This is a genomic window from Streptomyces sp. NPDC051582 (assembly GCF_040681715.1).
Classification (GTDB): Bacteria; Actinomycetota; Actinomycetes; order Streptomycetales; family Streptomycetaceae; genus Streptomyces.
In genome coordinates, this window is record NZ_JBFAZJ010000020.1 from 49,862 (window position 1) to 73,056 (window position 23,195).

Annotated in this window: 22 protein-coding genes; 16 read left to right on the plus strand and 6 right to left on the minus strand. The window is 69.9% G+C overall.

The window, feature by feature from the left end; genetic code table 11:
- Nucleotides 1-19: 19 nt before the first annotated feature.
- Together AB0M92_RS24775 and AB0M92_RS24780 are read right to left on the minus strand one after the other, a co-directional pair.
- Nucleotides 20-595, minus strand: a complete 576-nt coding sequence (locus AB0M92_RS24775) for a terminal protein TpgA1 (RefSeq protein WP_212728853.1) — start codon at nucleotides 593-595, stop codon at nucleotides 20-22.
- Nucleotides 596-617: 22 nt separating this feature from the next.
- Nucleotides 618-3,155 (minus strand): transcriptional regulator, encoded by a 2,538-nt coding sequence (locus AB0M92_RS24780; protein WP_366104471.1) that lies wholly within the window; start codon nucleotides 3,153-3,155, stop codon nucleotides 618-620.
- A 266-nt stretch (nucleotides 3,156-3,421) separates the two neighbouring features.
- On the opposite strand from AB0M92_RS24780, the gene AB0M92_RS24785 reads away from it, so the two are divergent.
- From AB0M92_RS24785 to AB0M92_RS24800, 4 genes are all read left to right on the plus strand, one after another.
- On the plus strand, nucleotides 3,422-4,069 hold the full coding sequence (locus AB0M92_RS24785; RefSeq protein ID WP_366104472.1) for a hypothetical protein: 648 nt from the start codon (nucleotides 3,422-3,424) through the stop codon (nucleotides 4,067-4,069).
- A gap of 73 nt (nucleotides 4,070-4,142) precedes the next feature.
- Nucleotides 4,143-4,532, plus strand: coding sequence for a DUF6354 family protein (locus AB0M92_RS24790; RefSeq protein WP_366104473.1), 390 nt, complete (start codon nucleotides 4,143-4,145; stop codon nucleotides 4,530-4,532).
- 108 nt (nucleotides 4,533-4,640) lie between these two features.
- Nucleotides 4,641-5,303, plus strand: a complete 663-nt coding sequence (locus AB0M92_RS24795; protein ID WP_366104474.1) for a hypothetical protein — start codon at nucleotides 4,641-4,643, stop codon at nucleotides 5,301-5,303.
- A 99-nt stretch (nucleotides 5,304-5,402) separates the two neighbouring features.
- A complete protein-coding gene (locus tag AB0M92_RS24800) occupies nucleotides 5,403-5,687 on the plus strand; it encodes a hypothetical protein (protein WP_366104475.1) in 285 nt (94 codons plus the stop codon).
- Between the two features lie 97 nt (nucleotides 5,688-5,784).
- Here the strand turns inward: AB0M92_RS24800 and AB0M92_RS24805 are convergent, their stop codons facing one another.
- Both AB0M92_RS24805 and AB0M92_RS24810 read right to left on the minus strand, forming a co-directional pair.
- Nucleotides 5,785-7,269: a hypothetical protein gene (locus AB0M92_RS24805; RefSeq protein ID WP_366104476.1), complete on the minus strand. Its 1,485-nt coding sequence runs from the start codon at nucleotides 7,267-7,269 to the stop codon at nucleotides 5,785-5,787.
- A 44-nt stretch (nucleotides 7,270-7,313) separates the two neighbouring features.
- A complete protein-coding gene (locus AB0M92_RS24810; RefSeq protein ID WP_366104477.1) occupies nucleotides 7,314-7,823 on the minus strand; it encodes a hypothetical protein in 510 nt (169 codons plus the stop codon).
- 247 nt (nucleotides 7,824-8,070) lie between these two features.
- On the opposite strand from AB0M92_RS24810, the gene AB0M92_RS24815 reads away from it, so the two are divergent.
- The 9 genes from AB0M92_RS24815 to AB0M92_RS24855 all read left to right on the plus strand — a co-directional run bounded on the left by AB0M92_RS24815 (nucleotide 8,071) and on the right by AB0M92_RS24855 (nucleotide 15,377).
- The gene (locus AB0M92_RS24815; RefSeq protein ID WP_366104478.1) at nucleotides 8,071-8,655 is read left to right on the plus strand and encodes a hypothetical protein; all 585 of its coding nucleotides are present in this window, start codon (nucleotides 8,071-8,073) and stop codon (nucleotides 8,653-8,655) included.
- Nucleotides 8,656-8,990: 335 nt separating this feature from the next.
- Complete coding sequence (locus AB0M92_RS24820; RefSeq protein WP_366104479.1) at nucleotides 8,991-9,488, plus strand: hypothetical protein; 498 nt, start codon at nucleotides 8,991-8,993, stop codon at nucleotides 9,486-9,488.
- 69 nt (nucleotides 9,489-9,557) lie between these two features.
- Nucleotides 9,558-9,818: a hypothetical protein gene (locus AB0M92_RS24825; protein ID WP_366104480.1), complete on the plus strand. Its 261-nt coding sequence runs from the start codon at nucleotides 9,558-9,560 to the stop codon at nucleotides 9,816-9,818.
- 81 nt (nucleotides 9,819-9,899) lie between these two features.
- The gene (locus AB0M92_RS24830) at nucleotides 9,900-10,358 is read left to right on the plus strand and encodes a hypothetical protein (RefSeq protein WP_366104481.1); all 459 of its coding nucleotides are present in this window, start codon (nucleotides 9,900-9,902) and stop codon (nucleotides 10,356-10,358) included.
- A gap of 21 nt (nucleotides 10,359-10,379) precedes the next feature.
- The gene (locus AB0M92_RS24835; protein WP_366104482.1) at nucleotides 10,380-10,736 is read left to right on the plus strand and encodes a hypothetical protein; all 357 of its coding nucleotides are present in this window, start codon (nucleotides 10,380-10,382) and stop codon (nucleotides 10,734-10,736) included.
- A 59-nt stretch (nucleotides 10,737-10,795) separates the two neighbouring features.
- Nucleotides 10,796-11,320, plus strand: coding sequence for a hypothetical protein (locus AB0M92_RS24840; protein WP_366104483.1), 525 nt, complete (start codon nucleotides 10,796-10,798; stop codon nucleotides 11,318-11,320).
- Nucleotides 11,317-12,006, plus strand: a complete 690-nt coding sequence (locus AB0M92_RS24845) for a hypothetical protein (RefSeq protein ID WP_366104484.1) — start codon at nucleotides 11,317-11,319, stop codon at nucleotides 12,004-12,006. Before AB0M92_RS24840 ends, AB0M92_RS24845 begins: the two co-directional genes overlap by 4 nt.
- Nucleotides 12,007-13,074: 1,068 nt before the next feature.
- Nucleotides 13,075-14,166, plus strand: a complete 1,092-nt coding sequence (locus AB0M92_RS24850; protein WP_366104486.1) for a ParA family protein — start codon at nucleotides 13,075-13,077, stop codon at nucleotides 14,164-14,166.
- Entirely contained in the window at nucleotides 14,163-15,377 is a 1,215-nt protein-coding gene (locus AB0M92_RS24855) for a hypothetical protein (protein WP_366104487.1), read from the plus strand. Before AB0M92_RS24850 ends, AB0M92_RS24855 begins: the two co-directional genes overlap by 4 nt.
- Nucleotides 15,378-15,553: 176 nt before the next feature.
- On the opposite strand, the gene AB0M92_RS24860 is transcribed toward AB0M92_RS24855, so the two are convergent.
- On the minus strand, nucleotides 15,554-16,813 hold the full coding sequence (locus AB0M92_RS24860) for a Fic family protein (RefSeq protein ID WP_366104488.1): 1,260 nt from the start codon (nucleotides 16,811-16,813) through the stop codon (nucleotides 15,554-15,556).
- A gap of 1,082 nt (nucleotides 16,814-17,895) precedes the next feature.
- On the minus strand, nucleotides 17,896-18,663 hold the full coding sequence (locus AB0M92_RS24865) for a hypothetical protein (protein ID WP_366104489.1): 768 nt from the start codon (nucleotides 18,661-18,663) through the stop codon (nucleotides 17,896-17,898).
- A 345-nt stretch (nucleotides 18,664-19,008) separates the two neighbouring features.
- Here AB0M92_RS24865 and AB0M92_RS24870 point away from each other — a divergent pair, with 345 nt between their 5' ends.
- From AB0M92_RS24870 to AB0M92_RS24880, 3 genes are read left to right on the plus strand one after another with little or no spacing between them, the layout of a single operon-like run.
- Nucleotides 19,009-20,100 (plus strand): hypothetical protein, encoded by a 1,092-nt coding sequence (locus tag AB0M92_RS24870; protein WP_366104490.1) that lies wholly within the window; start codon nucleotides 19,009-19,011, stop codon nucleotides 20,098-20,100.
- Complete coding sequence (locus AB0M92_RS24875; RefSeq protein WP_366104491.1) at nucleotides 20,097-21,164, plus strand: bifunctional DNA primase/polymerase; 1,068 nt, start codon at nucleotides 20,097-20,099, stop codon at nucleotides 21,162-21,164. The genes AB0M92_RS24870 and AB0M92_RS24875 overlap by 4 nt, the downstream gene beginning before the upstream one ends.
- Nucleotides 21,161-22,744: a hypothetical protein gene (locus tag AB0M92_RS24880; protein WP_366104492.1), complete on the plus strand. Its 1,584-nt coding sequence runs from the start codon at nucleotides 21,161-21,163 to the stop codon at nucleotides 22,742-22,744. Before AB0M92_RS24875 ends, AB0M92_RS24880 begins: the two co-directional genes overlap by 4 nt.
- Nucleotides 22,745-23,195: the final 451 nt, after the last annotated feature.

The following is a 23,195-nucleotide window of genomic DNA, read 5'->3' on the forward strand; positions in this document are numbered from 1 at the left end:
GCCGGGTGCGGGCGGCGGGTCAGATGCTGAACTTGATGTGGTCGATGCCGGTCAGTGCGACCGATTGAAGAGAGGTGGCCCGCGAGCCGCCGTCGGTGAAGTAGTCGTCCCTCAGTCCGTCGGCGACGATCTGGGCGAGGTCTTCCTCCGAGGCGCCGGCCTCTTTGGCTTCGAAGAGGGCTGCGGCGGTGGCGGCGTCCAGGCGGCGGGTGAGGCGGCGGTAGCGGGGGTCGTTGGTGGTGCCCTTGGGGGACTTGAACCCGAATTTCCCTCGTACGTCCACTTTGATACCGCCGGTGGTGACGGCGGCCTGGAGCTTCTTCGCCTTGACGATCGGTTGCCAGAGCTGCTTGACCGTGGCTTCGATGAGGGCGGCGGTCTCGGGCTTCGCGGCCTTGATCTCGTCGTCGCGGTAGCGCTCGACGGTGCGCTGGGATTTGCCGATCTTCTCGGCGACCGCGCGGGCGGCCTCGGCGCGGCTGACGCCCTTCTCCTGCTTGAGCAGGAAGCGGATCCGCGCGCCGAGCGTCTTGGGGATCGGCTGGGAGTAGGCGGTCTCGGCGGCCTCTTCCAGTCGGTCTTCGATCAGTCCCACGGTCAGTCAGCTTCCCTACGGTTCAGGCCACGCGGACGAGCGAGGCGTCCTTGATTTCGTTGGCGATGTTCACTCCGTCGGCGAGCAGGTCCAGCGCCCAGCCGATGGTCTGGCTCCCCTGGTGCTTGACGGAGCCCGGGTTGACGCCGAGGCGGAAGCCGCCGCGGATCGGCTCGCCGTCGGGGCCGAGCAGGATCGGCAGCGGCGACAGGCCGTCGATCGCGTAGACGACGCAGTCGTTGTTGACGGCGAGCGGGTACCGGCCCGCGGTGGTGAGGCTCTGCATCTTGCGGTGCATGTTGGTGCGCGCCTTCGACAGGATCATGGCGCGGATGTCGGGTCGCCACGTCAGCCGCTTCAGGGCCGGCCACGGATCGCCGAAGACGTGGTCGAGGCCGAGGTTGGGGCGCTGGCGCAGCTTGCCGATCCCGGACTTGGCGGTGGCCTTGATGGCGTTCGCCAGCGTCACCAGGAGCGGGTCGCCGTCCTTGTAGTGGGCCATCGCCGCAAGGAAGGCTTCGTCGTCAAGGTCCGTGGTGACGCCGAGGTCAGCCATCACGGTCAGGTAGGCGTCGCGGAGGGTGTCGTACCAGGGCTGGAGGTAGGGGCTGTGGGTTTCACGGACCCATGCCTCCATCGGGCGGACGTCGGCGCCGAGTTCGACGGCGTAGGCGACAGTGGGGGTGGCGTACCAGCCGGGTCCCTCGGGGCGTTCGCCGCTTGAGGTGAAGGGGCTGGGCAGGCGCGGGTCGGTCTCGATGTGGGAGAGGTCGAGGAACCAGGAGCCGGGCAGGTCGGGGTCGAAGGACGGGTTGCGGGGGTAGTGGATGGCCGGGCCGGTGCCGACGTGGAGGCGCCGGCAGGCGGCGAGGAAGGCCACCTGCACGTCGAGGGCGGCGACGTGGGTGCGGGCCCGTTCGTCGTCGGTGATGAGGTCGGCGGGGCGGACCCAGATGCAGGCTTCCTCGTCGAGGGCCTCGCTGGCGGGCCGGGAGCCTTCCTCGGGGTAGTCAGCGACGACGACGGGGTGTTCGTCGGGGGCTTCGCACGGGGCGGGGTCGACGACGGTGTGAAGGGTGTGGGGCACCTTCGCCGAGACGTACTTGTTCTCCTTCTCGCTCCACTCGGCCTTGGTGGGCGGGCGCAGCGAGGTCATGAGCTGTTCGCCGGTGACGGCGAGGGTGCCGCGGGGGGTGATGACCAGGCGGGCGTACGTGCCGAGCATCCTGGCGAGTTCGGCGGCGGGCAGGTCGCCGGCCTTGCCCCAGGCGCGGGTCTCCAGCGCGCCCCAGGGCACGAGGGCGAGCTGGACGCAGTGGCGCTTTCCGTCGAGGCGCTTGAAGATCCTGGTCCAGGGGCCGAAGCCGGACTTGGTGAGCTCCCAGCCTGCCTTCGTGATGTTCTTGACGATCTTGTCGTCGGCTGGCAGGCGCAGGTCCTCCTGGTCCGCGAGGTTGGTGGGCAGGCCGAAGTGGGCCACGGCCCCTTCGGTGAGGATGATCAGCGGGTCCTGGTGGAACCCGTTGTCGTGGAGCTTGGCTGCCCCCAGGCGGATCTTCTTCTTGTCCAGCGCCCATGCGGCCAGAGCCTGGAGCGTTTTCGCCGGGCACAGAATGGTGCGACCGTCGACAAGGTGCGCGGTCAGGGCGCCGTCGGTGATGTCGAGGACGGCCAGCGGACCGTCGGCGTGCTCGGGGGCCACCGCCTTCACGGCCGGCTTCTTCGCCGTGCGGCGGGAGGTCGAACTGGTGGCGGCGCCCGGGCGGCGCGGCACGGCCGGCGGACGAACGGGAGACGCGGGAACAGCAGCCAGGAGCGCGACTGCTGGTGCGGCGGCCGATGGTGCGGCGACCGCCGGAGGCTGGGGAGCCGGTGCGACGGCAGCGGGCACGGGGGCGGCCGTCTCGGCTGCGGTCGGCAGGACGGGCGCGGCCGGGACAGTGGGCTGCGTGCCGCAGCGGGGCACGCCCATGGCAGCCATGGCCTGGAGGTAGAGGTGGCGGGGCTGGCCTGCGACGAGGCATGACGTCGGCTTGCCGCAGCGGACACAGGGACGGGTGACGTCCTCGGGCAGGTACGTCCCGGAGCCGGGCGCGTCGTACTCGGGGTACTCGGCCTGCGCCGCCGTGTTGTCGAGGGCGGGGCTCTGATCGGTGTCCGGCCAGGCGAGTTCGGGCGGGTCCTCGATGTCGTAGTCGAAAAGGGGTGCCTGCTCTTCCTCCGCGGCGGCCGCTGGCTGCGGCTCAGGTCCGGCGTCGGGCACGGGCACCGGAGCGGTGGCGCTGCTCGTCACTGCGGCGCGTGCGAGCTCGTGGGCGAAGTAGGCGAGGAGCCGGGCGTAGAGCTGCCCCTTCTCACCACGCGGGGTGCGGGGTGGATCCGATTCCCAGGTCCACACCGTCTCGCGGCGCACGTTGGTCGCCTTGCCCATCTGCGTCACGGTCCAGCCGAACTCCTCGCGGAGCCTGACGCGTGCGGCCGGGTCCGGCAGCGGCGGCACCGGGCCGTCGACCGGGATCCGTGCGAGCACCGCCGATACCGGGTCGGTTGCCGGGTCCACTTCCACCTCCACCCCAAGAAACAGAATCTAACGCGAATCTAACGTACTCGCACCGACCGCCGAATGCAAGTTCTGTTCACATTTCAATGTGCATTATGGTTGTTGCTTGTTCTTGTTTCAAGATGTAAGTTGGTTACTTGTTGAGAGGGGTCGCCGCCGGATGGCGGGCGCTCCCCCCACACCGGGCCGGTACACACCGAGCCCGCCCCCGGCCGAGCTGGGAGCCCCGTTCCTGTCCGGCATGACACTTGAGGAGTACGACAGCCATGGCCTTTGCCTCTCGGCCCGTCCTGTCCCCCGAACCCGGGGAGCCTGCCGCGCCCGGGTCGCGGATCACCGTGGAAACCGGCGACATCCTGATGCGACGAGGTCTGAGCGATCACGCCCGCTCGGCCCAGGTGAACGTGATCGAGGCCGCCAAGGCGCTGGAGGACTTCCGCCTGGGCCGCGGCGCCGCGCTGGAGCGCGCGGAGACTCTCGCCGGCCGTGCCGTCACGACGTTCCAGGAACGCACCGGCGAGCACGACGAGGCAGCTTGGCAGGCCGCGGTGGTCTACATGGTGGAGCTGTGGGCGATCCGCTACACCGCGGGCCGTCCGGCCGCCTTCGACCCGGTCCCGGCCCCGCCGTCCCTGTTCACCCCGGTGCACCCGCTGCGGCTGGAGGCGGTCAGTCGCGATGCCCACGACCACGTCCTCGGCGCCGGCCGGTCGCTGGAGCGGGCGGCGCGGGGCGCGGACACGATGGACATCGGTCGCGCGCAGCACGGCATGCACGAAGCCGCCCGGCTGCTCCATGACCAGCTCGACGGTCTGTCCATGCCGCTGTGGGTGCTCATCAGCCGGTTCTGCGCCGAGATCCACGCGGAGAACCTCCGCATTCTCAAGGCGGCCGCCCCCGGTGCCTCGGCCTGATCCTCTTCTCCCCTTCGCCGGGCGCACGTCCGCTGCCCGGAACCAACCCTTCGTCACCAGCCAGGAGTTCACCATGAGCATCACCGAGTCCGTCTTGTCCGCCGTCGGCCCCGTCCGGGCCGGGCAGCTGTGGCAGGACATGGCCCCCGACATGGTTGACCGCGAGCGGATGCTGCGCGTGGTCAGCGTGGGCGCGACGCACGCCGACTGCGTGGTCGAGCGCGACAACAGGCCGGGCGCGGCCGGCCGCAAGGCGCGGCCGCTGGCGCTGAGGCGCTTCGCGACGAGCGCCTTCACGCTGATCGAGGACGTCGTCGACGACGCCGACCAGATCGTCTACGCCCGATTCCTGGCGGCGATGACGGGCGTGCAGGGCGGCAACCCGTCGCCCGTGGAGTACGCGACCGCGGCGCTGCGCGTGCACAAGGAGCTCGCCGCCGAGGCAGCGAAGGGCCAGGACTGACCCGGCCCTTGGCACCCGCCTGTCCACCGGGCGGCGGCCGCCCGACGGTGGCCGCCGGTCCCGCACCCCGCTGGCCCACGGCCTGGTGGCCGTTTCGTGTGATCACTGATGGAAGGAAGCAGAGAAGAGATGGTGTTGTCGGCGAAGACCGAGGCCGCCCAGGCCCCGGACACCGCGTCCGGAGACGAGGTGTTGCGGTCCGGTGAGATCGTGGCCGTGGAAGGCTGGCCGGGCGAGTGGGAGCTGATGGAGCCCGGGCCCGGTCCGGGTGTGTGGACCGTAGAGTCCGCGCGGCTCGAGGACCGGGTGAGCGCGCAGGCCGCGGTGAGCGCGCTGCAGCGTCTGGCTGATGCTCCCCACGTGCGGCGGGGCGACCTGGTGATGCAGTCCTACCCCGAGCAGGAGCGTGCCGCAGTGGTCGGTGCCGTGTTCCGGCTCGGTCAGTGGGTGGCGGTGAAGTCCTACACGCTGCCCGACGGCAGGGTCTGGCGCACGATGGACGCGGTCGACCGGCTGGAGGTGGTCACGCCGGAGCAGCTGGCCGCGGCCGTCCGGCTGGAGGTCGCCCACGGCGCGCACCGGGGCCGGATCGTGCAGGCGGTCGTGTCCTCGCGCGCCGGGCAGTTCCGCGTGGTGTGCACCTGTGCGCCGGGTGCCGGCGAGATCTGCCGCGACGGCCGCAAGGTCACCTGGTGCCCCAGCCTGACCAGCGCCCGAGACCTGTGGGATTGGCACGTCCGCCAGTCCTCCCCTGTCGACAGCGCTGCTTAGAAGCTCTGTCGCCGGGCGGGTGCCGGACGAAGACATCGACCTGCCGCCCCAGACGAGGATGCGATCGCTGTGGGCTGCTGCCCGAGTAGAGGTCTGTATATGGAAAGTGACGAGTACTACGAGAATCTGCGCCGGGAGATGCGCGCTTCTGGCCTGTATACGCCTGACGACGTGGACAAGGTCGTTCAGGCGTACCGCAATCGTGACGAGGACTTTTCCGCCAAGGAAGCGGAGGTGGGGCGCCCGCCACTCGTTCACCGCATGAGGCGCACGAACACGACCGGCATCACCGACTGCTGCAAGCGGAGTCTCGACGAGACGGAGTTCAAGCATGACTACGTCACGCACCTGGTCGCAAGGGTGACATGTGCGGGTAGACGTTGACGAGAGAGCCTGTCGCGTGCGCCGACCGGTTGGCCACGAAGGTCTTCGACGACCACCGCAAGCAGCCGGTGATGGTGAGCGCGTACTCAGCCGGCGGTCAGGCGGGAATGGTTGACGCTTTCGCGATGGCGTGGGCGTAGGCCATCTCGATGAGCTCGTGCCGCGCGGGTGCCTGCTCGGTGAGCTCGCGCAGCCGATGGGGGTGGGGGCGGGGGTAGCGGACGTGGGTGCTGAGGGTGCCGTGGCGGGTGATCCACTCAGGGCTCGGCGACGCGCCTTCGTGCAGGGGGAGGAGTCCGAACTCCCATCCGATCAACTCGTCGTCCGCGTCGCTGAGGACCTCCGTCCAGCCCACGATGATCGTCCCGGCGGGGCCGGAAGCGGCCACCTTCTCCCGGGCAGCGGAGCCGGTCAGAAGGGTCATCTCCGGTTGCAGCGGGCGGGGTTCAGAGCTCTCGGTGCGGGCCTGGGCGAGGTCGTCGGCCAGGGCGGCGCGCAGGACCGTCTCCGCGTCCTGCCGGGAAACTTCCGGGCGGATGTGGCGGGAGCGGTAGGCGGTGACCCACCCGTACCCGTGCGCCATGCCCGTGCCGACCCGTGCGAGGTAGCCCAGCAGCTGCCCGTGATCGGCGACCGGGTACAGGTCGGCGGTGCGGTCCGGCTCGTCGAGGGCGGCGCGAGCCTGCTCCTCGTCGAGGTGGGGCAGCGGCTCCTGGACGGCGGCCGCGGCGGCCCGCTCCCGGGTGGCGGCGTGGTGGGCGTCGCACAGCGCCTCGTGCGCGTTGGACCAGTAGTCGTGGCCGAGGTGGTCGACGGTGCGGCCGTCGGCCGTCACCCACGCGTCGGGGGCGGCGAGGGGTCCCGTGCGGAAGAGGTAGCCGATCGTCTCGCCGTTCTCCTTGACGGGCCGGAAGCCGACCGCGGCCGGCCAGACGCGGCGTGCGGCTGTCTTCGCCGCTGCGGCCACCTCGCGGTGAGCGGCGTACGCGGCGCGGACCGCGTGCTGCGCGCCGGCCGGGTCGTAGTGGGGGAAGGGCCACTTCGCCGCATTCCAGTCGGCGACCTCCTGGTCGGTGATGTCGTTCGGGGAAACTTCCGCGTCTGCGGTCACCCAGTGCGCGCGGTGGTAGTGCTTCCACGTCCAGCCCGCCAGCTCGCCGGAGTCCGTCCGGACCGGCTCGTAGGAGAAGTGGCGGGTCTGCTCCCCAAAGACCTCGCGGACCGCTTCCTCCACGGCGCGCAGGGCGGCCCGCTCAAAGTCCTTCTCCCGTGTGCCGTCGAGGAACTGGGCGCCCAGGACGCCGAGGTGAACCGCCGGTGCCCTGCTGGGTGAGGACGGCTCGCGCAGGGCCGGCACGAGGTCGGCGACCCAGCCGTCCCGGCCGAGCGTGTGGACGGTGAGCAGCCCCTCTTCCTCCCACTGGCGGGCCAGGGTCAACAGGCGGCGCCCGTTGGCCCCGTCACGTCGGACGGAGCCACGGAAGACGCCCCGCGACAGCCCGTTCCACAGCCTGACGTGGAGGGGAGTGGGCAGGGGCGGGCGGATGGAGTCGGTCAGGGCGGCGGGCCGGATGGCAGTCACGGGCTCTTCCCTTCAGCGGGACGGGTGGCGGATGGCAGCGGTGCTCAGGCGGCGGACGTGCGAAGACGGGCCAGCCGGCCGCCGAGGCGGTGGATGTGCCCGAGGTACGTCCGGGCCCCGGTGGGGTGCTCGGTGGGGTCCTCGCCTGCTCTGAGGAGGGGGACGTTGAGGGCCGCGAGCAGTAGGGGGCTGCCGGCTGGGGCGAGGCTTCGCAGCAGGCCCTGCGGTCCGGCGGGGCGCGCGTCGACGCGACCACGGTTGAGCCGCAGGTCCAGGTCGGTGAGCGGGCGGGGGCCGCCGGCGACGAAGTGCGCGAGCCAGGTGGCCTGGTCCTGGCCGGGCTCGGGCTCGTAGTCGGGCGCCGGGCACGCCAGGAGGAACTCGCCCAGCTCGGCGGCCGGATGGCGGCCGATGGATCCGGTGTGCACGTGCTGGTCGCGGACGAGCCGGGTGTCCGGCTCGGACAGCCAGATGCCGACGCCGGCGGACATGTCGGCGAGGATTAGGCGGGCGCGCGGCGAGGCGGCGTTCAGCGCGATGGTGAGGGTACGCAACGGCGGCTGCTCCAGGGGCGGCGGGAGCCCTTGGCGGGCATGACGACCGGCCCGCACCGGAGCGGGCCGCGTCCCCGCGCTCGCGGGGAGAATCCCGCCAGGTCCGGCTCTCCTGGCCAGGTCATGCTATCCGCACGGATCCGTCTGGCTCCTGAGTTGTCCGAATCCTGGTGGCCGCCGCACAGATGGAGCCACCCTTTGGCCGGACGCAGGACTCCTCGGCCTCACCGGGGCGAGAATGGCGGCCATGTCACTCTCCCTGGCCCGCTGTGTGGAAGCGGTTGCCCGCTTGCTGGATGCTTGCGGCCCGCTGGAACCGGTCCGGCTGTGCATGAGCGAGGCGGACGTGCAGGCGGAAGTGTGCGCGAGCGGGCCGGCCGCCTCGGCGAGCATGGCGCGGCTGGCAGCAGCGTGCGGCGAGGCGGCCGGTACCCCGGCCCGTCGTGACGAGGGTGTGCTGACGGTGGACCTGGAGGAAGAGCTGGTCCTGGTGGCCGCCGTGGACACACCGCTGCGCGGCGCCGCGCCGGGAGGACGGCTGACGTCGACGGCGGCAGCGGCCGAACTGCTGCGCACCCTGGTCCCGTGGACGGCCGTACTGGACCAGGAACGGTTGCCGGGGGCGCAGTTGTGGGTGGAGGACGACGGCCGGGGCTTCACGGTCCGGCTGCTGGCGACAGCCGCAAGCGGTGACGACGTGGAGAGGGTCGCCGCTGCCGCCGGCGCAGGGCTGGAGCGGATCCGGACCCGGCGCACCGACAGCGGACTGGACGGTCAGGGATGCCTCCCGTGCGGCCGGACCGTCCACCTCGGCGTCGTCCCTCTCTCCTGACCCCCGGAGCCGGCTGATGCACCCGCCCGGTGTCCGGTGCGCAGCGGGCGGCATCGGCTGAGGATCCGCTCCATCGGCCGAACCGCCCTCTCCCGCGCGGGATGAGCACGCCGAGGCCCCGGCCCACGGCGCGCATGAGGCGTATGGAGCGGCGGCCTGCCGTGGCGGTGGCCTGCTTCCCCTGAGATTGAGGCTGCACGAACTCCCCGCCCTTGCTGTTGCTTGTTCGTGTTTCACTATGTAATGTTGTTCGTGTTGAGGGCGTCGCTTCCCTCCGACCCACACCCCTTGGAGCTGCACCGCCGCTCCCCCGTGCCCCCTTCCGGAGAACTCCCATGTCCGAAGCCGAGATTGTCCGCACCGTCATAGCCCGGCTCGTCGCCGAGGCCGACGAGACCCAGACGCAGCTCATCCACGAACTCGCCCGCCAGGCCGGCTACCTGTGGCGCTGCGGCAACCCGGCCTGCCCCACCTACAACGACCGGGGCCGGCGCTACTGCCAGGGCTGCGGCTGGGGCTGCAAGGGCAAGCCGGTCGGCGACGTCCACCCGTGCATGTACACCGAAGGCCGGTGGACCAGGCTGCGCCGCGCGCTCCTCAAGCACTACGCCACCGACGCCCCGATGCCCGACGCCGTGGTCTTCGACTACTGGGGCGGGCCCGGCTGGCGCGGCGCCGAGGTCACCGAGATGTACGGCGGCATGACCGAAGAGATCACCGACGGCTTCCGCGACCGGGACCGCTTCGAGGACATCGCCGCCGCTCTCGACTCCCTCACCAAGTGGTCGAAGCCGAGCTACGGCGAACACATCCGCGTCGTCCTGGCCCCCTGAACCCCGCCGCCCCCTCGGGGCCCGGCGAGCAACCGCCGGGCCCCGGGGGCCGCAGAGAGCGAACCCGCCGTGTCCACTCTGCTGATCGGCTGCTGGTCCAAGGACCGCGCCACCCTCAGCATCACCGCTTCCCACCAGGTCGCCGACGGGGACCAGGCCGCCATCGACGCCCTCACCCGGCCCGCGTTCGCCCAGGGCGCGAACTGGGCGTGCGAGTTCGACGTCGACGCCCATCGTCGCGCCGTGCAGCGCGCGTACGAGGAGTTCGCGCGCGACGACGACGCCTGGGTCGACGACACCGTCGAGCACGTCGAGCCCGACGCCTCCTGAACCTCCCCACCACCGGGCGGCCTTGCACCCCCGGGCCGCCCGGCTCCCCTCCCCCAGCATCCGCATCCGAAGGGCTCCCTCATGCTCGACAACACCGAATTCGAATGGGTCTGCGCCGACGGCCAGCCGGTGCCGGTCTTGCTCTACCCCGGCTTCACCTCCGACGACGCGCTCGTCGAACCCGGCGAGATCAGCGCCGCCGTCTACAACGGCTCCGACGGCATCGCCCTCCACGGCAACCGCGACAAGGTGCTCGCCCTCCTCCTCCGGCTCGCCGACGCCGTCCGCAACGCCCCGCCCGTCCCCACCACGGAGGCGTGCATCGCGGCCACGACCGACCCCTCCACCTGGAAACCGGGGCCCCTCACCGAAGCCCTGGCCCCGACCACCAGGGCCTGGCCCCTGTGCGACTCCGAGACCCCCCAGCCCATCGCGGCCGACCCCCGCCTGGCCACCTGTTCCGACTGCGTCGACGCCTTCAACGAGCGCGGGCCGATGATCCCCCTCCGCCTCGTCCGCTTCCTCCCCGACCAGCCCTGACGCACAACGAAGGGGACTTCCGTGAACGACTCCAAGCCCGCCCGCCGTCCCAAGCCCCTGCCCGAGATCGGCACCACCTACGCCGAGCGCGGCGACCTGTGGCGCCACCACATCCTCGGCGCACGCCCCGTGCACGTCTGGACCGTCACCAGCCACATCGGCGGCCGCGTCGCCTTCAACGGCCACACCGAGCCGACGTTCTCCGCCTACTGGATCGGCAAGCACCTGATGCGCTGCGAGCCCGACGGCTCCCCCACGGACCCCACGTACGTGGAGCGCGAACGCGCCCGACTCCAGGACGTGGAGAGGCAGCACGCCGCCCTACCGCCGCTCGACCAGGTCATCAATGAACTGATCGCCGAGAAGCTCCGGCCCTGACCACCCCCCTTCCGATGCCGGGCCCCGCAGGGTCCCGGCACCCCCGACCCGAGGCACCCATGAACACTGCCCAGGACGCAGCCGGCTCCCTCTACGAAGCCCTCCTCGCCGAAGCCCAGCAGTGGGCGTGCGACGACGCCGAGGACCAGGAGGTGCTCGACGCGATCGACCAGGCGGCCACCCCGCACGACACGCTCGCGCTGCTGCAGAACTCCAACCTCGTCCCCTCCCACCTGTCCTCGGCCATCGCCGACGCCCTCCTCGCCCTCGACCCCGCCACCTACTCGCCCACGCCGACACCCCCGGGAACCCCGATGCCTGACCCCGAACTCCACCGCATCCGCGACGCGTCGATCACCGTGGTCGACGCCTCCCCCGAGGACAACACCCCCAGCGACGTCTACGAGATCCAGGTCTTCGGCGTCAGCATCCTCATCCGCCAGCGCGCCCAGTGGGGCTCCGCCACCGACGTCCCCTACATCCACATCGAGGACCAGCGCGACGAGGCCGGCCTGCTGCTCGTCGAGGTGAACAACAGCGGTGAACACGAGCACCGCACCGGCGCCGAGGGAGCCGCAGTATGACCGCCGACCGCGCCTACGCCACCGCACGCCAGCTGATCGACCCCGACGCCGACTACACCGTCCACGTCCGCATCGAAACCGGCTGGACCCAACCCGCCGACCCAGACCACCGGGAACTGCCCGGCCTGGACGTCCTCCTGGCCGCCCGCCGCCTCCTGCGCTCCCGGCCCGCCGGCCACATCGGCAACCCCCACCCCGACACCCTGGACATGCACACCGGCGACGGCCGGCTCTGGCTGCGCTTCACCGCCACCACCCTCAACGACAACGACCCCGGCCCGGCCCAGCCGGCCACCAACGACCGCGCACCGGAGGGGCTGTGGCGGATGCTCGGTCTCTCCGGATCCTCGCTCGTGCCGGTCGCCCGCTGCGATCTCACCGACTCCGACCTGAGGACACTGGCCCGCACCTGCCTCACCCTCAGCCACGCCCACCCGCTTCCCCAGCCAGTCGTGCCGCCAGAAGCCGCACTGCTGCTGGAGCGCCTCGCGAGCACAGCGGAGGCCCTCGACACCGGCCTTCCCCGCGCCCCGGACATCGACGACGACCTCTCCCGCACCGAGATGCTCACCCTCGCCGAAGCAGCACTCGCCCTGTACCGAACCCACGGAAACCCCGACGACCTCCTCGGCCGCCCCGAGGTTCTCCTCCTGGCCCACCTCGCCTACGACGACACCCCGCCCTAACCTCCACCAGGTGTCCGCCCCTTCACTGACGCAAGAGCCCGGTCCGCGCTGTTCAGCGCGGACCGGGCTCTCTGCCGTTCAGACACCGAGCGAAAGTCCCGTCCGGAGGCGGTGAGGAGATTCTTCTGCCGGCTAGCCACTTCGAGTCGGTCACGGACCTGCGCCGCCCTGCCACCGGCCGCGCCGCGGACCCCACGATCGCCACCGTAACGACGAACGCCGAGACGACGGTGCACAACCCGAAGTCGGCCACCGCCCAGCTCAGCGTCGAGGTCCGCATCCAGACCAGGGACCGAAGGCGTCAACCCCGAAGTCCCCGCCCACAGGACCGCAAACACAGCTGCCCGGCAGGCAACCAGAAGGGCCGCAGCCTGAACGCGTACGGCAGCACAAGGTGGACGGCGGCCACGACCGGCCGACGCATGTGAGTGGCTGCCAGCCCCTGGGATCTGCAAGTCGCAAATTCCTAGGCGCAGTCATCAACGAATCGCTCCCCCGGCAGTGAAGAAAATCGAGGTGACCGGCGAAGCTCACCCAACAGCATCGGCGAGTTTGGCGCCGCGTCGCCGCTTGACCGTTCCTCACTCACAGAATTTCTCGGCTCACCTGCCAGAGTGGCGCCCAAACAAGACGTCACGTCTCGCCTGAGCTCATCCTCCGGCCATCCATCCAACCTTCAAGGAACGGCAAAGTGGGCTCTGACCTGCACGTTTCACAAATTCACATACATCACTCACTTACTCACTCCGATACTCACCTAGGTAGGTCCAAGGCTCCACTATCACCCGCATTCGAAATACTCTGCGTGCACAAATAGAGTTTGGGTCAATAATTTGCTGGCATTTCCACGCTGATAGGGGTGAGAAATGCGGAAGGTAAAGAATGATCTTGTGGGTCGCAACACGCCGTAAGCCACGTCGATGTGACGTGACGTGACACGAGCTTGCTGCCCCGTGTATGGTCACGCCCGAGCATGAAGGGACACGCGGGCCGATTGCGGATCTGAGCATCCACTGTGGGCTAGCCAGCGCGTGGTTCTCGTGACCATCTCGCGACGGCGGAGAAGCCTTGGAACTTTACGAGTACAACGAACTGCAGAGTCGCCTCGACGCGATCGCCGAGTTCGACGACATGTCAGATGACGCCATGCTCGCGGCGCTCGTCGAGCAACTGCGCCCATACCTGCGGAACGTCATCGGCTCCACCATCGGCAAGGGCGGCGAGGGAAAGACGACCTTGGCCACCAACCTGGCCTACATGTTGGCTGAGGAACAAGCCAACCGTCACAGCCAAGGGAAGTCCGCCCTACCTGTCCTCTACATGGAGATCGACGCCAACGGGGACGGAAGGACCGACCTGGGGCTGGACGCAACGGTCTTCAATGATCACGGGAAGGCCCTCCGTGATGCAATCACCCACGACGGCCCCCTGAAGGTCATCAAGAACGTTCGGCCGTTCTTGGATGCCACGATCTCGGGTAAGCACTGCGCCGACATCGCCGGTCGCATCAACAAGCTCGCCGACACTCACGCCATCGCCGCATACCTCCTGCTGGCTCTCCTTCTGGCACAGATCTCCCACCTATACCGCTGGATCGTGCTCGACTTCTCACCGGGCGACAAGGCCATCCAGCGGGCCGGCCTGGCAGCATCCACTCATCTCGTGTCGCCCATTCACAACACGGACAATGCTGCTCTGCGAGGCCTGTCCACCGTCACCCGGCTTATTCGCGCCAACCGTCGTCTCAACCCTGAGGCGCAGCTCACCGCGATCGCCTTCCTGGGTTTCCGAAAGGTCAAGGGCGAGGCAACCACGGAGCTGACCAACGTTCGTGCCAAGATCGAGAAGTTGCTTACAGACGCTGGCATGGACCCTGGACTGATTCTGGACGAGTACGTACGCGATGCCCGCTCCATCGCTACCTTGTGCCGCAACCACGGTCGCCCCGCCCGCGAGTTCGCGCTGGCGGCTACTGGCCAACTTCGAGACGAGAACGGCGAGTTGGTTCCCCGGCCTCGGGACGAGAACGGGCGCTACGTGGATGCACAGTCGTCCGTCAATCTCGCGGACGACTACTCGAACCTGGCACGAGGAGTGATCACCCGGGTGCGCCAGCGCAACGCCGAACTCCGTGAGAAGCAGATGCAGGGAGCGTCATGAGTAAGTCCACCGCCGGCACGACGGGCAATGGAACCGGACCCAAGGCGAACGCCAAACGGGGCGAGGCAGCGGACAAGAAGGAGCATCTCATCGTTCCCGACCTGAACCTCGGGGGCGACGACGATGACGAAGACGAGGACGACTTCCGTCCGATCCGGGCTTTCGTGCCGCCAACCGCGGCGAAGCCGACCGCTGCTAAGGCTGTTGTCCCTCCGCAGCAGGGCGAAGAGACGGAGCGCGGCCCTATTGCCGACGGGCCTGAGCCTTCGTCCATTACTAGCCGTGTCACCGTGCCTTCGGCTTCGGTACCCGGTCCCGTCGCTCTCCGCGGTGAGCCTGAGCACCCCGTCGGGGATTCCGCTGAGAATGGGCGGGTGGCGGTGCACGGGTCGGGGGAGTCGAGCGCCGGATCAGTAAGTGACCCCCTGTCGTTGGAGGGCATCCCCAGTCGGCCCGCAGCCGAGGCTCAGGAAGCTCCCACCGAGCGATTGGCAGAGCTGGCCAGGGTTGACCGGCATGCGGCACCTGCCTTGCGCGCTTCAGCTTCCTTGTCCGGGCTTCCCGCCCGGCGGCCTGGCCGACGGAGGCCCGCCGAGCCGTTCAACCCGGACGAACCGCGCCAGCGCAATGAGCAAGCGATGGCCGAGTTGTCACAGCAAGCACCGGGCTACGCCTCGCTGTTGACCGTGTACAGCGCATCTCAGCTGAACGCCGTTCCGTTCGAGAACCGCAACATCAACCTCTACGGCCTCACTGCAGACCAGGTTGGTACCCAGCGCACCGCCGACATGGCTCTCTTGAAGATGTTGACGCTCCAGCGTCCGAAGCTCACTCCGGCGCACTACGTCGATGCCGCGCTGGAGCCGGTGCTGCGGCCACTCGATCCGGATGGCATCGACATGGACGCCATGGAAGACGAGCGGGACTACGTGTGGCAGCTCGCCCAGAAGGGTCTTGCCTACCGCAGGTACATCCTCAGCGATCCCGACAGCGCCAACATGGACAACTACCGGCCCGTGTGCTCCCTGCGAAAGGATGTCAACGCTCGCCTCACCCGCATGATGGACCTCATGGACTCGATCCAGGGCATCCAGGCGAAGCCCTTCGAGATCGTCAGTGCCTGTCTTGCTGAGTACGTAGCCGGCCTGCCTGGTGAGCGTACGCACCTGTCGGAGTTCTTCCAGAAGCACCTGGTCACGACGATTCAGTAAGCCTCGGTCGAAGTCCGCCTGCTTCTATCTCGGCCCCCGCCCCCAATCTGTGGGGCGGGGGCCGAGTGCCTACCGGTGCACTGCCCGGGCGCGCCGGGAGCACCATCGGGCAATCTCATCGCTACCGAGAGTCACTTTTCCCTTTAACCGGGGCCGCATCGGATTAAAGGAAACTGTCACACCCACGCGTCGAGCTCGGGAAGATCCCACTTCGTGTACGTCAGTCGGCGCTCGGCGCCGTTGATCAAGTCGAGCACGTCGGTGGCCAAGTAGGCACGCGTCCCGCGCTCCACCTCCTTTACCTGCACGACCCCGGCCCCAGCCAACTCCTCCAAGGCGTTCGAGGCCGAGACAAAGGAGATGCCGAGCAACGACTGCGTAGCCCTCGCGGTCACAATCGGCACGCCAGGGAGCTGCTCCATCAACCGCACGACTGCAGCCCCCTTTCGGGGCTGGCCACGGAGTCCTTGGCCCTCCCTGTAGTGGGCAAGTTTCGCGTACCAGGCCCTCCGCATCTGGCTTAGCTCGTCGGTGAAGCGCCGAGCTTCTGCGACGGCATCGCGAGTAGCGGCCAGGAACACACGAATCCACGCATCGACGCCGACGGCCGCGGCGGAACTGTCGGGCTCACCCACGTATCGGAACGCGTTGAGGCCGGCGATGTACTCGCGAGCATGAGCCAAGAGAGACATGGAGATCGGCAGGACATGTCCAACCGCGAGGCCTTGCCTAGCGAGTGCCGTGTGAATCAGGGCCCGCCCGGTGCGACCGTTGCCATCGTGGTAGGGGTGGATCGTCTCGAACTGCGCGTGGACTAGCGCGGCCTGGACGAGAGGCAGCGGGTGATCTTCAGAGATGAAGGCGGCGAGATCGTCCATGAGAGGACCTACCGCTTCAGGGGTGGGTGGCACGTACTCCGCTCCGTGCGGCCCGTACGCGTTGCCTCCGACCCAGTTCTGAACGGTCCTGAGGAAGCCCGATGACTCGTCTTGCTCTGTTTCCACCATCAGGGCGGCTTGCAGGCCGTTGATGTCGTCAACCGTTACCGCCTCGGTCTCTGACAGTGCAGTGACAGCGCGGCGTAGAGCCAGAACGTTGTTAACCACCTCGCGTGCACTGTCGCTGATGCCGCGGTGGGTGCGCTGATCATCGCCGGCCTTGGTTGCAAGCATCAACTCGAGGTGGGCGATTGCTCGGGCGGAAGCCACCACGCCTTCGATGCGCGAGGACGCCACCGCCTCCGATCGGAGAAGGAAACGGGCCAGAGACTCCAAATGGGGGCTGGTCGGCGCGGCGTCGTTGAAGGCACGAACCAGCCGGTCCACTTCGGCAACCTCTGCAGCAAGTTCGGCTGACAGGCGGAGCTGGCGCCCCCGAAGTAGATCCGGCTCGTACGCGGCGAACGTCCGGAGGTCCTGCTCCTCCACACCGGGCATCGCGCCAGGCTGTGACGGCCAGGGCCGTTCCGAAAACCTTGCCACTAGACACGCTCCAAAGGTTCAGCCTCAAGCAGATCCATTTAAGGATAGTGTGTGCCCCGTGATGTTTGGTGTGATGCATGGGGTGGTTCCGGAGAGTGGGGCTCGCGCTCTTCTCGCCGGATGCCGGCCTGTGAGGACTCTGAACTCACGCGCTTCGGGCCGGTTCGAGGCACGCCATGCCTCGGCAGGGTCAACGCTGGGACCGTCGCCGCGGTCACACTGCAGTGGCCTTCAGGCTCGGGGCGAAAGCGAAAAGGCGACCCAACGGGTCGCCTCACCGGGTGACTTCGCCAAGTCACCCATCACCACCACTCGGGGTCGCCACCTCGAGCATTTCCGTGTCTGCCACATCGAGCCGACTTCGTCGGCGTCACTTGCAGCCTGCGGTGCCACCCGCATGCCGCAAGGGGAGGAGAAGCCAACGGCAACCTGACCTGACCCTTCCGCCCTCAAGCGGAACTCAACTTCACCCCCGCTGACCAGGAATTTTCCGTCCATCGGTCGAGCGGTCGGTCGCGTTGTGCCTTCATCCCTATGCAGTTCTGGAGCAGATCATAGCCGCCAGCCATAGGGCTAGTCCCGTATTGCCAAAAAGAGCCTCGCACGAGTCTCCTCTGGACGATGCCCAAATCAGAACAAAGAGGTCAACCGAGAGTGGTCGATGGACATCGACTCATCCTCGGTGGCAAAACAAACCCCGCTCCTCCGCCAAGGAAGGACTTTCCGAGCCGCTGGTACTGCGCCAAGCGATGCGACAGCGGCTCTCAAGCGCTCTCGATGCTCTGCTGTCAGACCGGGCGCTCTACCAGCGCCCACTCGCCGAAGTACTGGGGGCCACAGTCCTGCTGGCGAAGTCGCCGACGGGGGAGTCGCGGTTGGAGCTACGCGCGGGCGAGCTTGCCCGGTGGTTGGGGGTGTCAAAGTCTTACGTCGATCATCGGGTGCTGCCAGGGCTAAGGGACTCTGGTGCGGTGGCGACGGAGGTCGTCACGAAGACGGTGGACGGGGTGCGTCGGGTTGACGGCCTTCGCTGGGAGCTACTTCCACTGACGGCTGCTCAGGCCCGGTGTCGCCCGCAGGCTCTTGTGCTGGAGAAGCGTGAACTGGCAGTTCTGTTGTCGTTGTGCGAGGCGCTGTTCGCGCCTGGGTGGGCGCCGGTGGGCAAGCCAGAGACGCCCGCGGGTCTGCTTGGTGCTCGGCGGGGCCGAGGGGCTGCCGCGGAGCGGCTGGCGTTGCTGCGGCTGGTGCTGACTGCCCGGCCTGACGGTCGAGTGCGGCTTGTGGGCGGGGCGGTGGCGGCTGGCTGCGACCGTGCGGATGCGACGGTTGCGCGCCTGTTGGGGTGTTCCGTGGCAGAGGCGGCCCGGGTGGTGGACGGGCTGATCCAGCAGGGGGCATTGGAGGTGCGGGGCCGAGGTGTGCCCGGTGCCCGGATTCGAATGGTGGTGCCGGCGGTGGCGGCCGCCCACGGGCGGGGTGCCGGGCCCGAGCTGCGGGTCGTGCCCGATCCGCCCGAGGACGAGCGGGCTCCGGATGTCGCACCGGAGGAACAGCGGCTCTGCGCGCACTGCGCTTCGGGATTGGACGAAGCGGGACCGGAGGAGCCGGGGGAGGGGTGGGTTCAGGAGGGGTTCTTCGAGGTCGTTAACGATGACCTGGATGACGGGGGTGATCGTGCACTCAGGGATCAGGAGGCTGCCGAGAATCTCTGGGTCAGGCAGGAAAGTGCTTCTGACCTGGGGGAACGCCAGGAACAGGATGGGATCGAGGCGCCCAGTGCAGAGGCTGTTGGTGCGCTGCTCCACGCCCACCACGCTCCGGTGGTTACTCAAAGTGGTTCTGGTGCTGCTTCGTCTTGCTTTTCCGGCGAAGCCGCGTCGGGGTTCCCACCGTTGCCGGAGCGCGCGGACGAGCGCGAGACCGAGTCCGGGCCGAGCAGAATCGGCGCAGCCGACGAGCCGGGTGGGCAAGGTGGCCCGCTTCGCGGGGAACAGCAGCCGGATCGAGCGAGGGAAGGGCGGACGTGTTCTGAGCCGGTAGTCGCGAAGACGGTGCCGTTGCGGTGGTCGCTGCCGCGGGGACTGGAGCGGGTGTTGGCCCCGGTGCGGTTGGAGTGGGCCCGTATCGGCCATGCCGGGGGGCGCTCCCGGGTGCGGGTCGCACTCAAGGCCGAGCTGCGGCGGCTAGCCGGGATCGTCGGTTTCGAGCAGGCTCCGGTGGTGCTCGCCGAGCGTCTTGAGCGGCGGCTGGCTGCTCAGCAAGGTGAGCGGGTGCGCGAACCGGTCGGCTGGCTGCTGTCGCGGGGTCTGCCGCAGCGGGCGGAGTGCTACGCGACGGCGTGCGACGACCAGGTGCGGATGGACACCGGGCTGGTGTGTCCCAGCTGCGAACTGCTGATCGGTGACAGGCGGGCGCTGCGGCACCAGGTCGTCCAGGCCGTCGCCGCCGAGCTGCCCCGCCTGGCGCCGGCCGAGGCCCAGGCAGAGGTCGAGCGGCGGCTGAGCCGGGAGGTCGCCCTGCGGGCTGCGCGGGACGCCCTCCGACGCGAACGCGCCGTGGCGGAGCGGGCGCGCCGCGAAGTGGCCTGGGCACAGCAGCGTAAGGAACTCGCGGCGTCGAAGGCCGAGTTGGCTGCGCGGGCGTGCGAGGAGTGCGGGATGCCGGAGGCGGGTGGTCTGTGCCTGGTGTGCTCACAGACCCGCACGGCCCGCGAGACCGTGGAGCAGGCGGCCCAGGTCGCGGCCGCGGTGAGCGGAGCGGTCCAGGACTTGGGTGAGGTGGCGGGCCGGCTGGCCGGTTGCCGTGTCCGGCTGGAGCGCGAAGTCGGCCGGGCGACCGAGCGGTTGCGGCGCGAGGGGATGCCGGAGGCCGTGGTGGCCTGGGAGTCGCGGTCCCTGGCCGAGCAACTGCTGCGGGCGGAGCGGACCCACGCGATGGACGCTCTGCTCGACTCGGCGGAGGCCAATGCGGAGGCCGAGCGGGTCTTCGCCATCGAGCAAGCGCGGCGCGGCGGGCAGCTGAAGGCTCGTGCGGCTGCCGAGCAGGCGCGGCAGCGCAGCGCGGAGTTCCTTCTCGCCCAGCGGCTCGGCCTGGTCCGTGCCGCGACTCGGCCGCCCGCTTCCGAGGGTGTCGACGGCTGGCGCAAGCGACTGGCCGCTCTGGCGGCGCGTCCCCTCGACGACGAGATCCGCGTGCCGCAGCCGGCGGCGGGCGAGCGCCGGGAGGCGGTGAGCGCGGCGTGAACGGGGGACTGGAGTTGGCGCTGCGGTGCGCTGAGCGGCGGGGGTGGTGGGTGCATCCGCTGCTGCCCGGGTCGAAGCGTCCGGCGGGCAACTGCCGCCGGTGCCGGCCGCCGACGCCCGGAGCGCGCCCGGCGTGTGGCTTCCCCGATGCGGCCGGGTGTGCGTGTCTCACGGCCGGGCGGTACTGCCACGGGGTGCGTGCGGCGACGCGGGAGCGGGAGTTGATCCACCGCTGGTGGCGCGGTCGGGACTTTGGCGTCGGCGTGGCCACGGGGCCGTCCGGCTTGGTGGTGCTCGACCTGGACGACCACGACCGTCCGCCGCCGGAGGAAGCGCTGTTGCTGCCGGGCGTCGACCTGACGCAGCACCGGGACGCGGACCTGGGCCGGATACGGACAGGGGTGGACGTGCTGGAGTTGCTGTGCCGGGTGCGTCGAGCGGGCAGCTTGCTGGAGGCCCCGGCGACGTTGACCGTGCAGACCCCGTCCGGCGGGATCCACCTGTGGTACCGGGCGCAGGACACGAGCCGGTACGTGCAGGGCGCGGGCCGGCTGGGCTGGCAGGTCGACGTGCGGGCCGGGTGGTCCACTGCGGTTGCGCCCGGCACCGTCACCGCGGCCGGCCGCTACCGGACGGTCGGGCACCAGGACCGGCCGGCACGGTTGCCGCGCTGGGTCGCACTGGAGCTGGACCGTGTCGGGCTGCGCCACCGCGACGCGGACGCCGGTCCGCCCCGCCGGGTCCGGCTGCCCCGCCTCGCCCGGGAGCGCGGGCCGCAGGATGCCTCCGCGTACGCCGCCGCGGCACTGCGGGGCGAACTCGAGGCGGTGGCATTGGCCCGCGCCGGCCGCAACGACACGATCAACCGCGCCGGGTTCCGGCTCGGCCAGCTCGTCGGGGCCGGGCTTTTGGAACACGACCAGGTCCACCAGGCGCTCACCGACGCCGCCGCGCAGGCCGGAGTCGACCCCGGCGAGGCCAAAGCCCAGTCCACCCTCCGCCGCGCACTTCAGGCGGGCATGCGCTCGCCGCGCCCCATCCCGAGCCCGGGAGCACGGTCATGAACCACCCCCGCACCTCCCGCGCCACGCTGCCCTCGCCCGCCCGAGAACCCCAGCCCGCCGAACCGGCCCGCGCGGGCGGGCCGCAGGATCCCCGGCCCGCCGAACGGGAGCCGAAGCTGTCGCAGGCCGACATCCTGCTGCACCTGGGCATGGACCAGTACCACCTGGTGAGCCACGACCAGACCGCGTACGCCGTCCCCGTCGACGGGCCGCCCATCGCCCGCCCACTGCGCGCCAAGGGTGGCTTCGGCGGCACCGGCTCCCTGCGTCAACTCCTCAACCGTGCCTACGTCCTGCGCACCGGCCGCTCCCCGTCCCAGGGCTGCCTGACCGACGCGATCGCCTCCATGGACGCCCTCGCCCTGGACGCCGAAGAACAGCCGGTCTGCCTGCGAATCGCCCCCGACCCGGCCGACGACCAGGCGACCTGGCTCGACCTGGGCCGCTCCGACGGACTCAGCGTGCTGATCGAGCCGGGCACCTGGTCGGTGACCACCCCGCCCATCGGCGAGGGACCGCTGTGGCGACGCACCCGGCTGACCGGCGAACTACCGATGCCCGAACGCGACGCGGGCGGCTGGCAGGCCGGACTCGGGCTGCTGCGCGAGCTGTCCGCGCTGGCCGAGCCGTCTTGGCGGCTGGCGGTCGCGTGGCTGCTGGCCGGCCTGAGACCCGATATGCCTCGCCCGATCGCCTACTTCAACGGGGAGCGCGGCACCGCCAAGACGACCAGCGCCCGGCAGCTGCTGCGCGTGCTCGACGGGATCCGCGCCGAGGTCCGCAATGTGCCCCGTAGCGAGGATGACGGCGCGGTGGCCGCGTCCGCCGGGTGGACCATGGGCCTGGACAACCTCGCCGGCATCCCCCAGTGGCTGTCGGACTTCCTGTGCCGGGCGGTCACCGGGGCCTCCGTCGCCAAACGCGAGGTCTACACCGACGACGACGTCACCTCCTGGGCCTACCAGCGCCCGGTCCTGCTGACCGGCATCGACGTCGGCGCCCTCCAACCCGACCTCGCCGAACGCCTGCTCCCCTTCACCCTGGAGGCCATCGACCCCAAGGCCCGGCGCAGCGAGCACGACCTGTGGCGCAGCTACCGCGCCGCCCACGGCCGCATCCTCGGCGGCCTGCTCGACCTGGCGGCCGCAGTGTGGGCGAAGCTGCCCGACGCCGCCGACCAGCTCGACCAGAAGCCGCGGATGGCCGACTGGGCCGAACTGCTGTGGGCTCTGGACCAGGTCACCGGCTGGGACACCCTGAGCACCTACACCGGCTCCCAGGACGCAGTGACCGACGACGTCATCGACGCCGACCCGGTCGCCACCGCCCTCACTCGTTGGTCCGCCACCGCCGGCAGCACCGAGTGGCGGGCCACCACCGGCCAGATCGACGAGGTTCTGCGGCCGCCCGGGCCCATCCCGGACACCTGGCCCAAGACCACCGCGCTGCTCTCCGCCCGCCTCACCTCCCTCGCACCGGCACTACGTCAACGCGGCATCGACATTCGCAAGTTGCCTCGCACCAGCGCCACCCGAGGCTTCCTCATCACCCTTCGTCCGGACTCCGGACCGCCGACCTGACCCCAGGCTCCCGCCCGGCCGCGAAGCAGCCCCCATACCGTCACGAACCCGCCGCCATCCGAGACGCGCGGGCCTCCAGCACGTCCCGGACCCCCGGGAGAGCGGCCCGCACAGACCGAAGGCGCTCCCTGGGCTTTTACCGCCTACCTACCCTGACGGCCGCGAACCGGGCCGGTCCCGCGACGACGGCCTACGAGGCGTCGGTGGCCGGCCGCGCGCGTGAAGGGATGACGCCGCGCTGACGCTGCCCATGACGTATCCGGCACTCGGCCCACACCAGCCACGACCTGGGATGTTCCCCTCCGACCAGCAACCCCATGACGCTGTGACGCTCTCCTACCCCATCTCTCTGAACGAAAGAGGGGGAGGGAGGAAGTAGAGACATGGCGCGCCCGAGCGTCATCAGCGTCCACCGACCGGCCCCCGGGCGGTAGAAGCCCAGGTCAACCTC

Bases quoted from the DNA above. Each gene is read 5' to 3' on its own strand.
- AB0M92_RS24785 (WP_366104472.1), top strand. From the start codon at position 3,422: ATGGCCTTTGCCTCTCGGCCCGTCCTGTCCCCCGAACCCGGGGAGCCT.
- AB0M92_RS24790 (WP_366104473.1), top strand. From the start codon at position 4,143: ATGAGCATCACCGAGTCCGTCTTGTCCGCCGTCGGCCCCGTCCGGGCC.
- AB0M92_RS24795 (WP_366104474.1), top strand. From the start codon at position 4,641: ATGGAAGGAAGCAGAGAAGAGATGGTGTTGTCGGCGAAGACCGAGGCC.
- AB0M92_RS24800 (WP_366104475.1), top strand. From the start codon at position 5,403: ATGGAAAGTGACGAGTACTACGAGAATCTGCGCCGGGAGATGCGCGCT.
- AB0M92_RS24815 (WP_366104478.1), top strand. From the start codon at position 8,071: ATGTCACTCTCCCTGGCCCGCTGTGTGGAAGCGGTTGCCCGCTTGCTG.
- AB0M92_RS24820 (WP_366104479.1), top strand. From the start codon at position 8,991: ATGTCCGAAGCCGAGATTGTCCGCACCGTCATAGCCCGGCTCGTCGCC.
- AB0M92_RS24830 (WP_366104481.1), top strand. From the start codon at position 9,900: ATGCTCGACAACACCGAATTCGAATGGGTCTGCGCCGACGGCCAGCCG.
- AB0M92_RS24840 (WP_366104483.1), top strand. From the start codon at position 10,796: ATGAACACTGCCCAGGACGCAGCCGGCTCCCTCTACGAAGCCCTCCTC.
- AB0M92_RS24845 (WP_366104484.1), top strand. From the start codon at position 11,317: ATGACCGCCGACCGCGCCTACGCCACCGCACGCCAGCTGATCGACCCC.
- AB0M92_RS24855 (WP_366104487.1), top strand. From the start codon at position 14,163: ATGAGTAAGTCCACCGCCGGCACGACGGGCAATGGAACCGGACCCAAG.
- AB0M92_RS24860 (WP_366104488.1), bottom strand. From the start codon at position 16,813: ATGCCCGGTGTGGAGGAGCAGGACCTCCGGACGTTCGCCGCGTACGAG.
- AB0M92_RS24880 (WP_366104492.1), top strand. From the start codon at position 21,161: ATGAACCACCCCCGCACCTCCCGCGCCACGCTGCCCTCGCCCGCCCGA.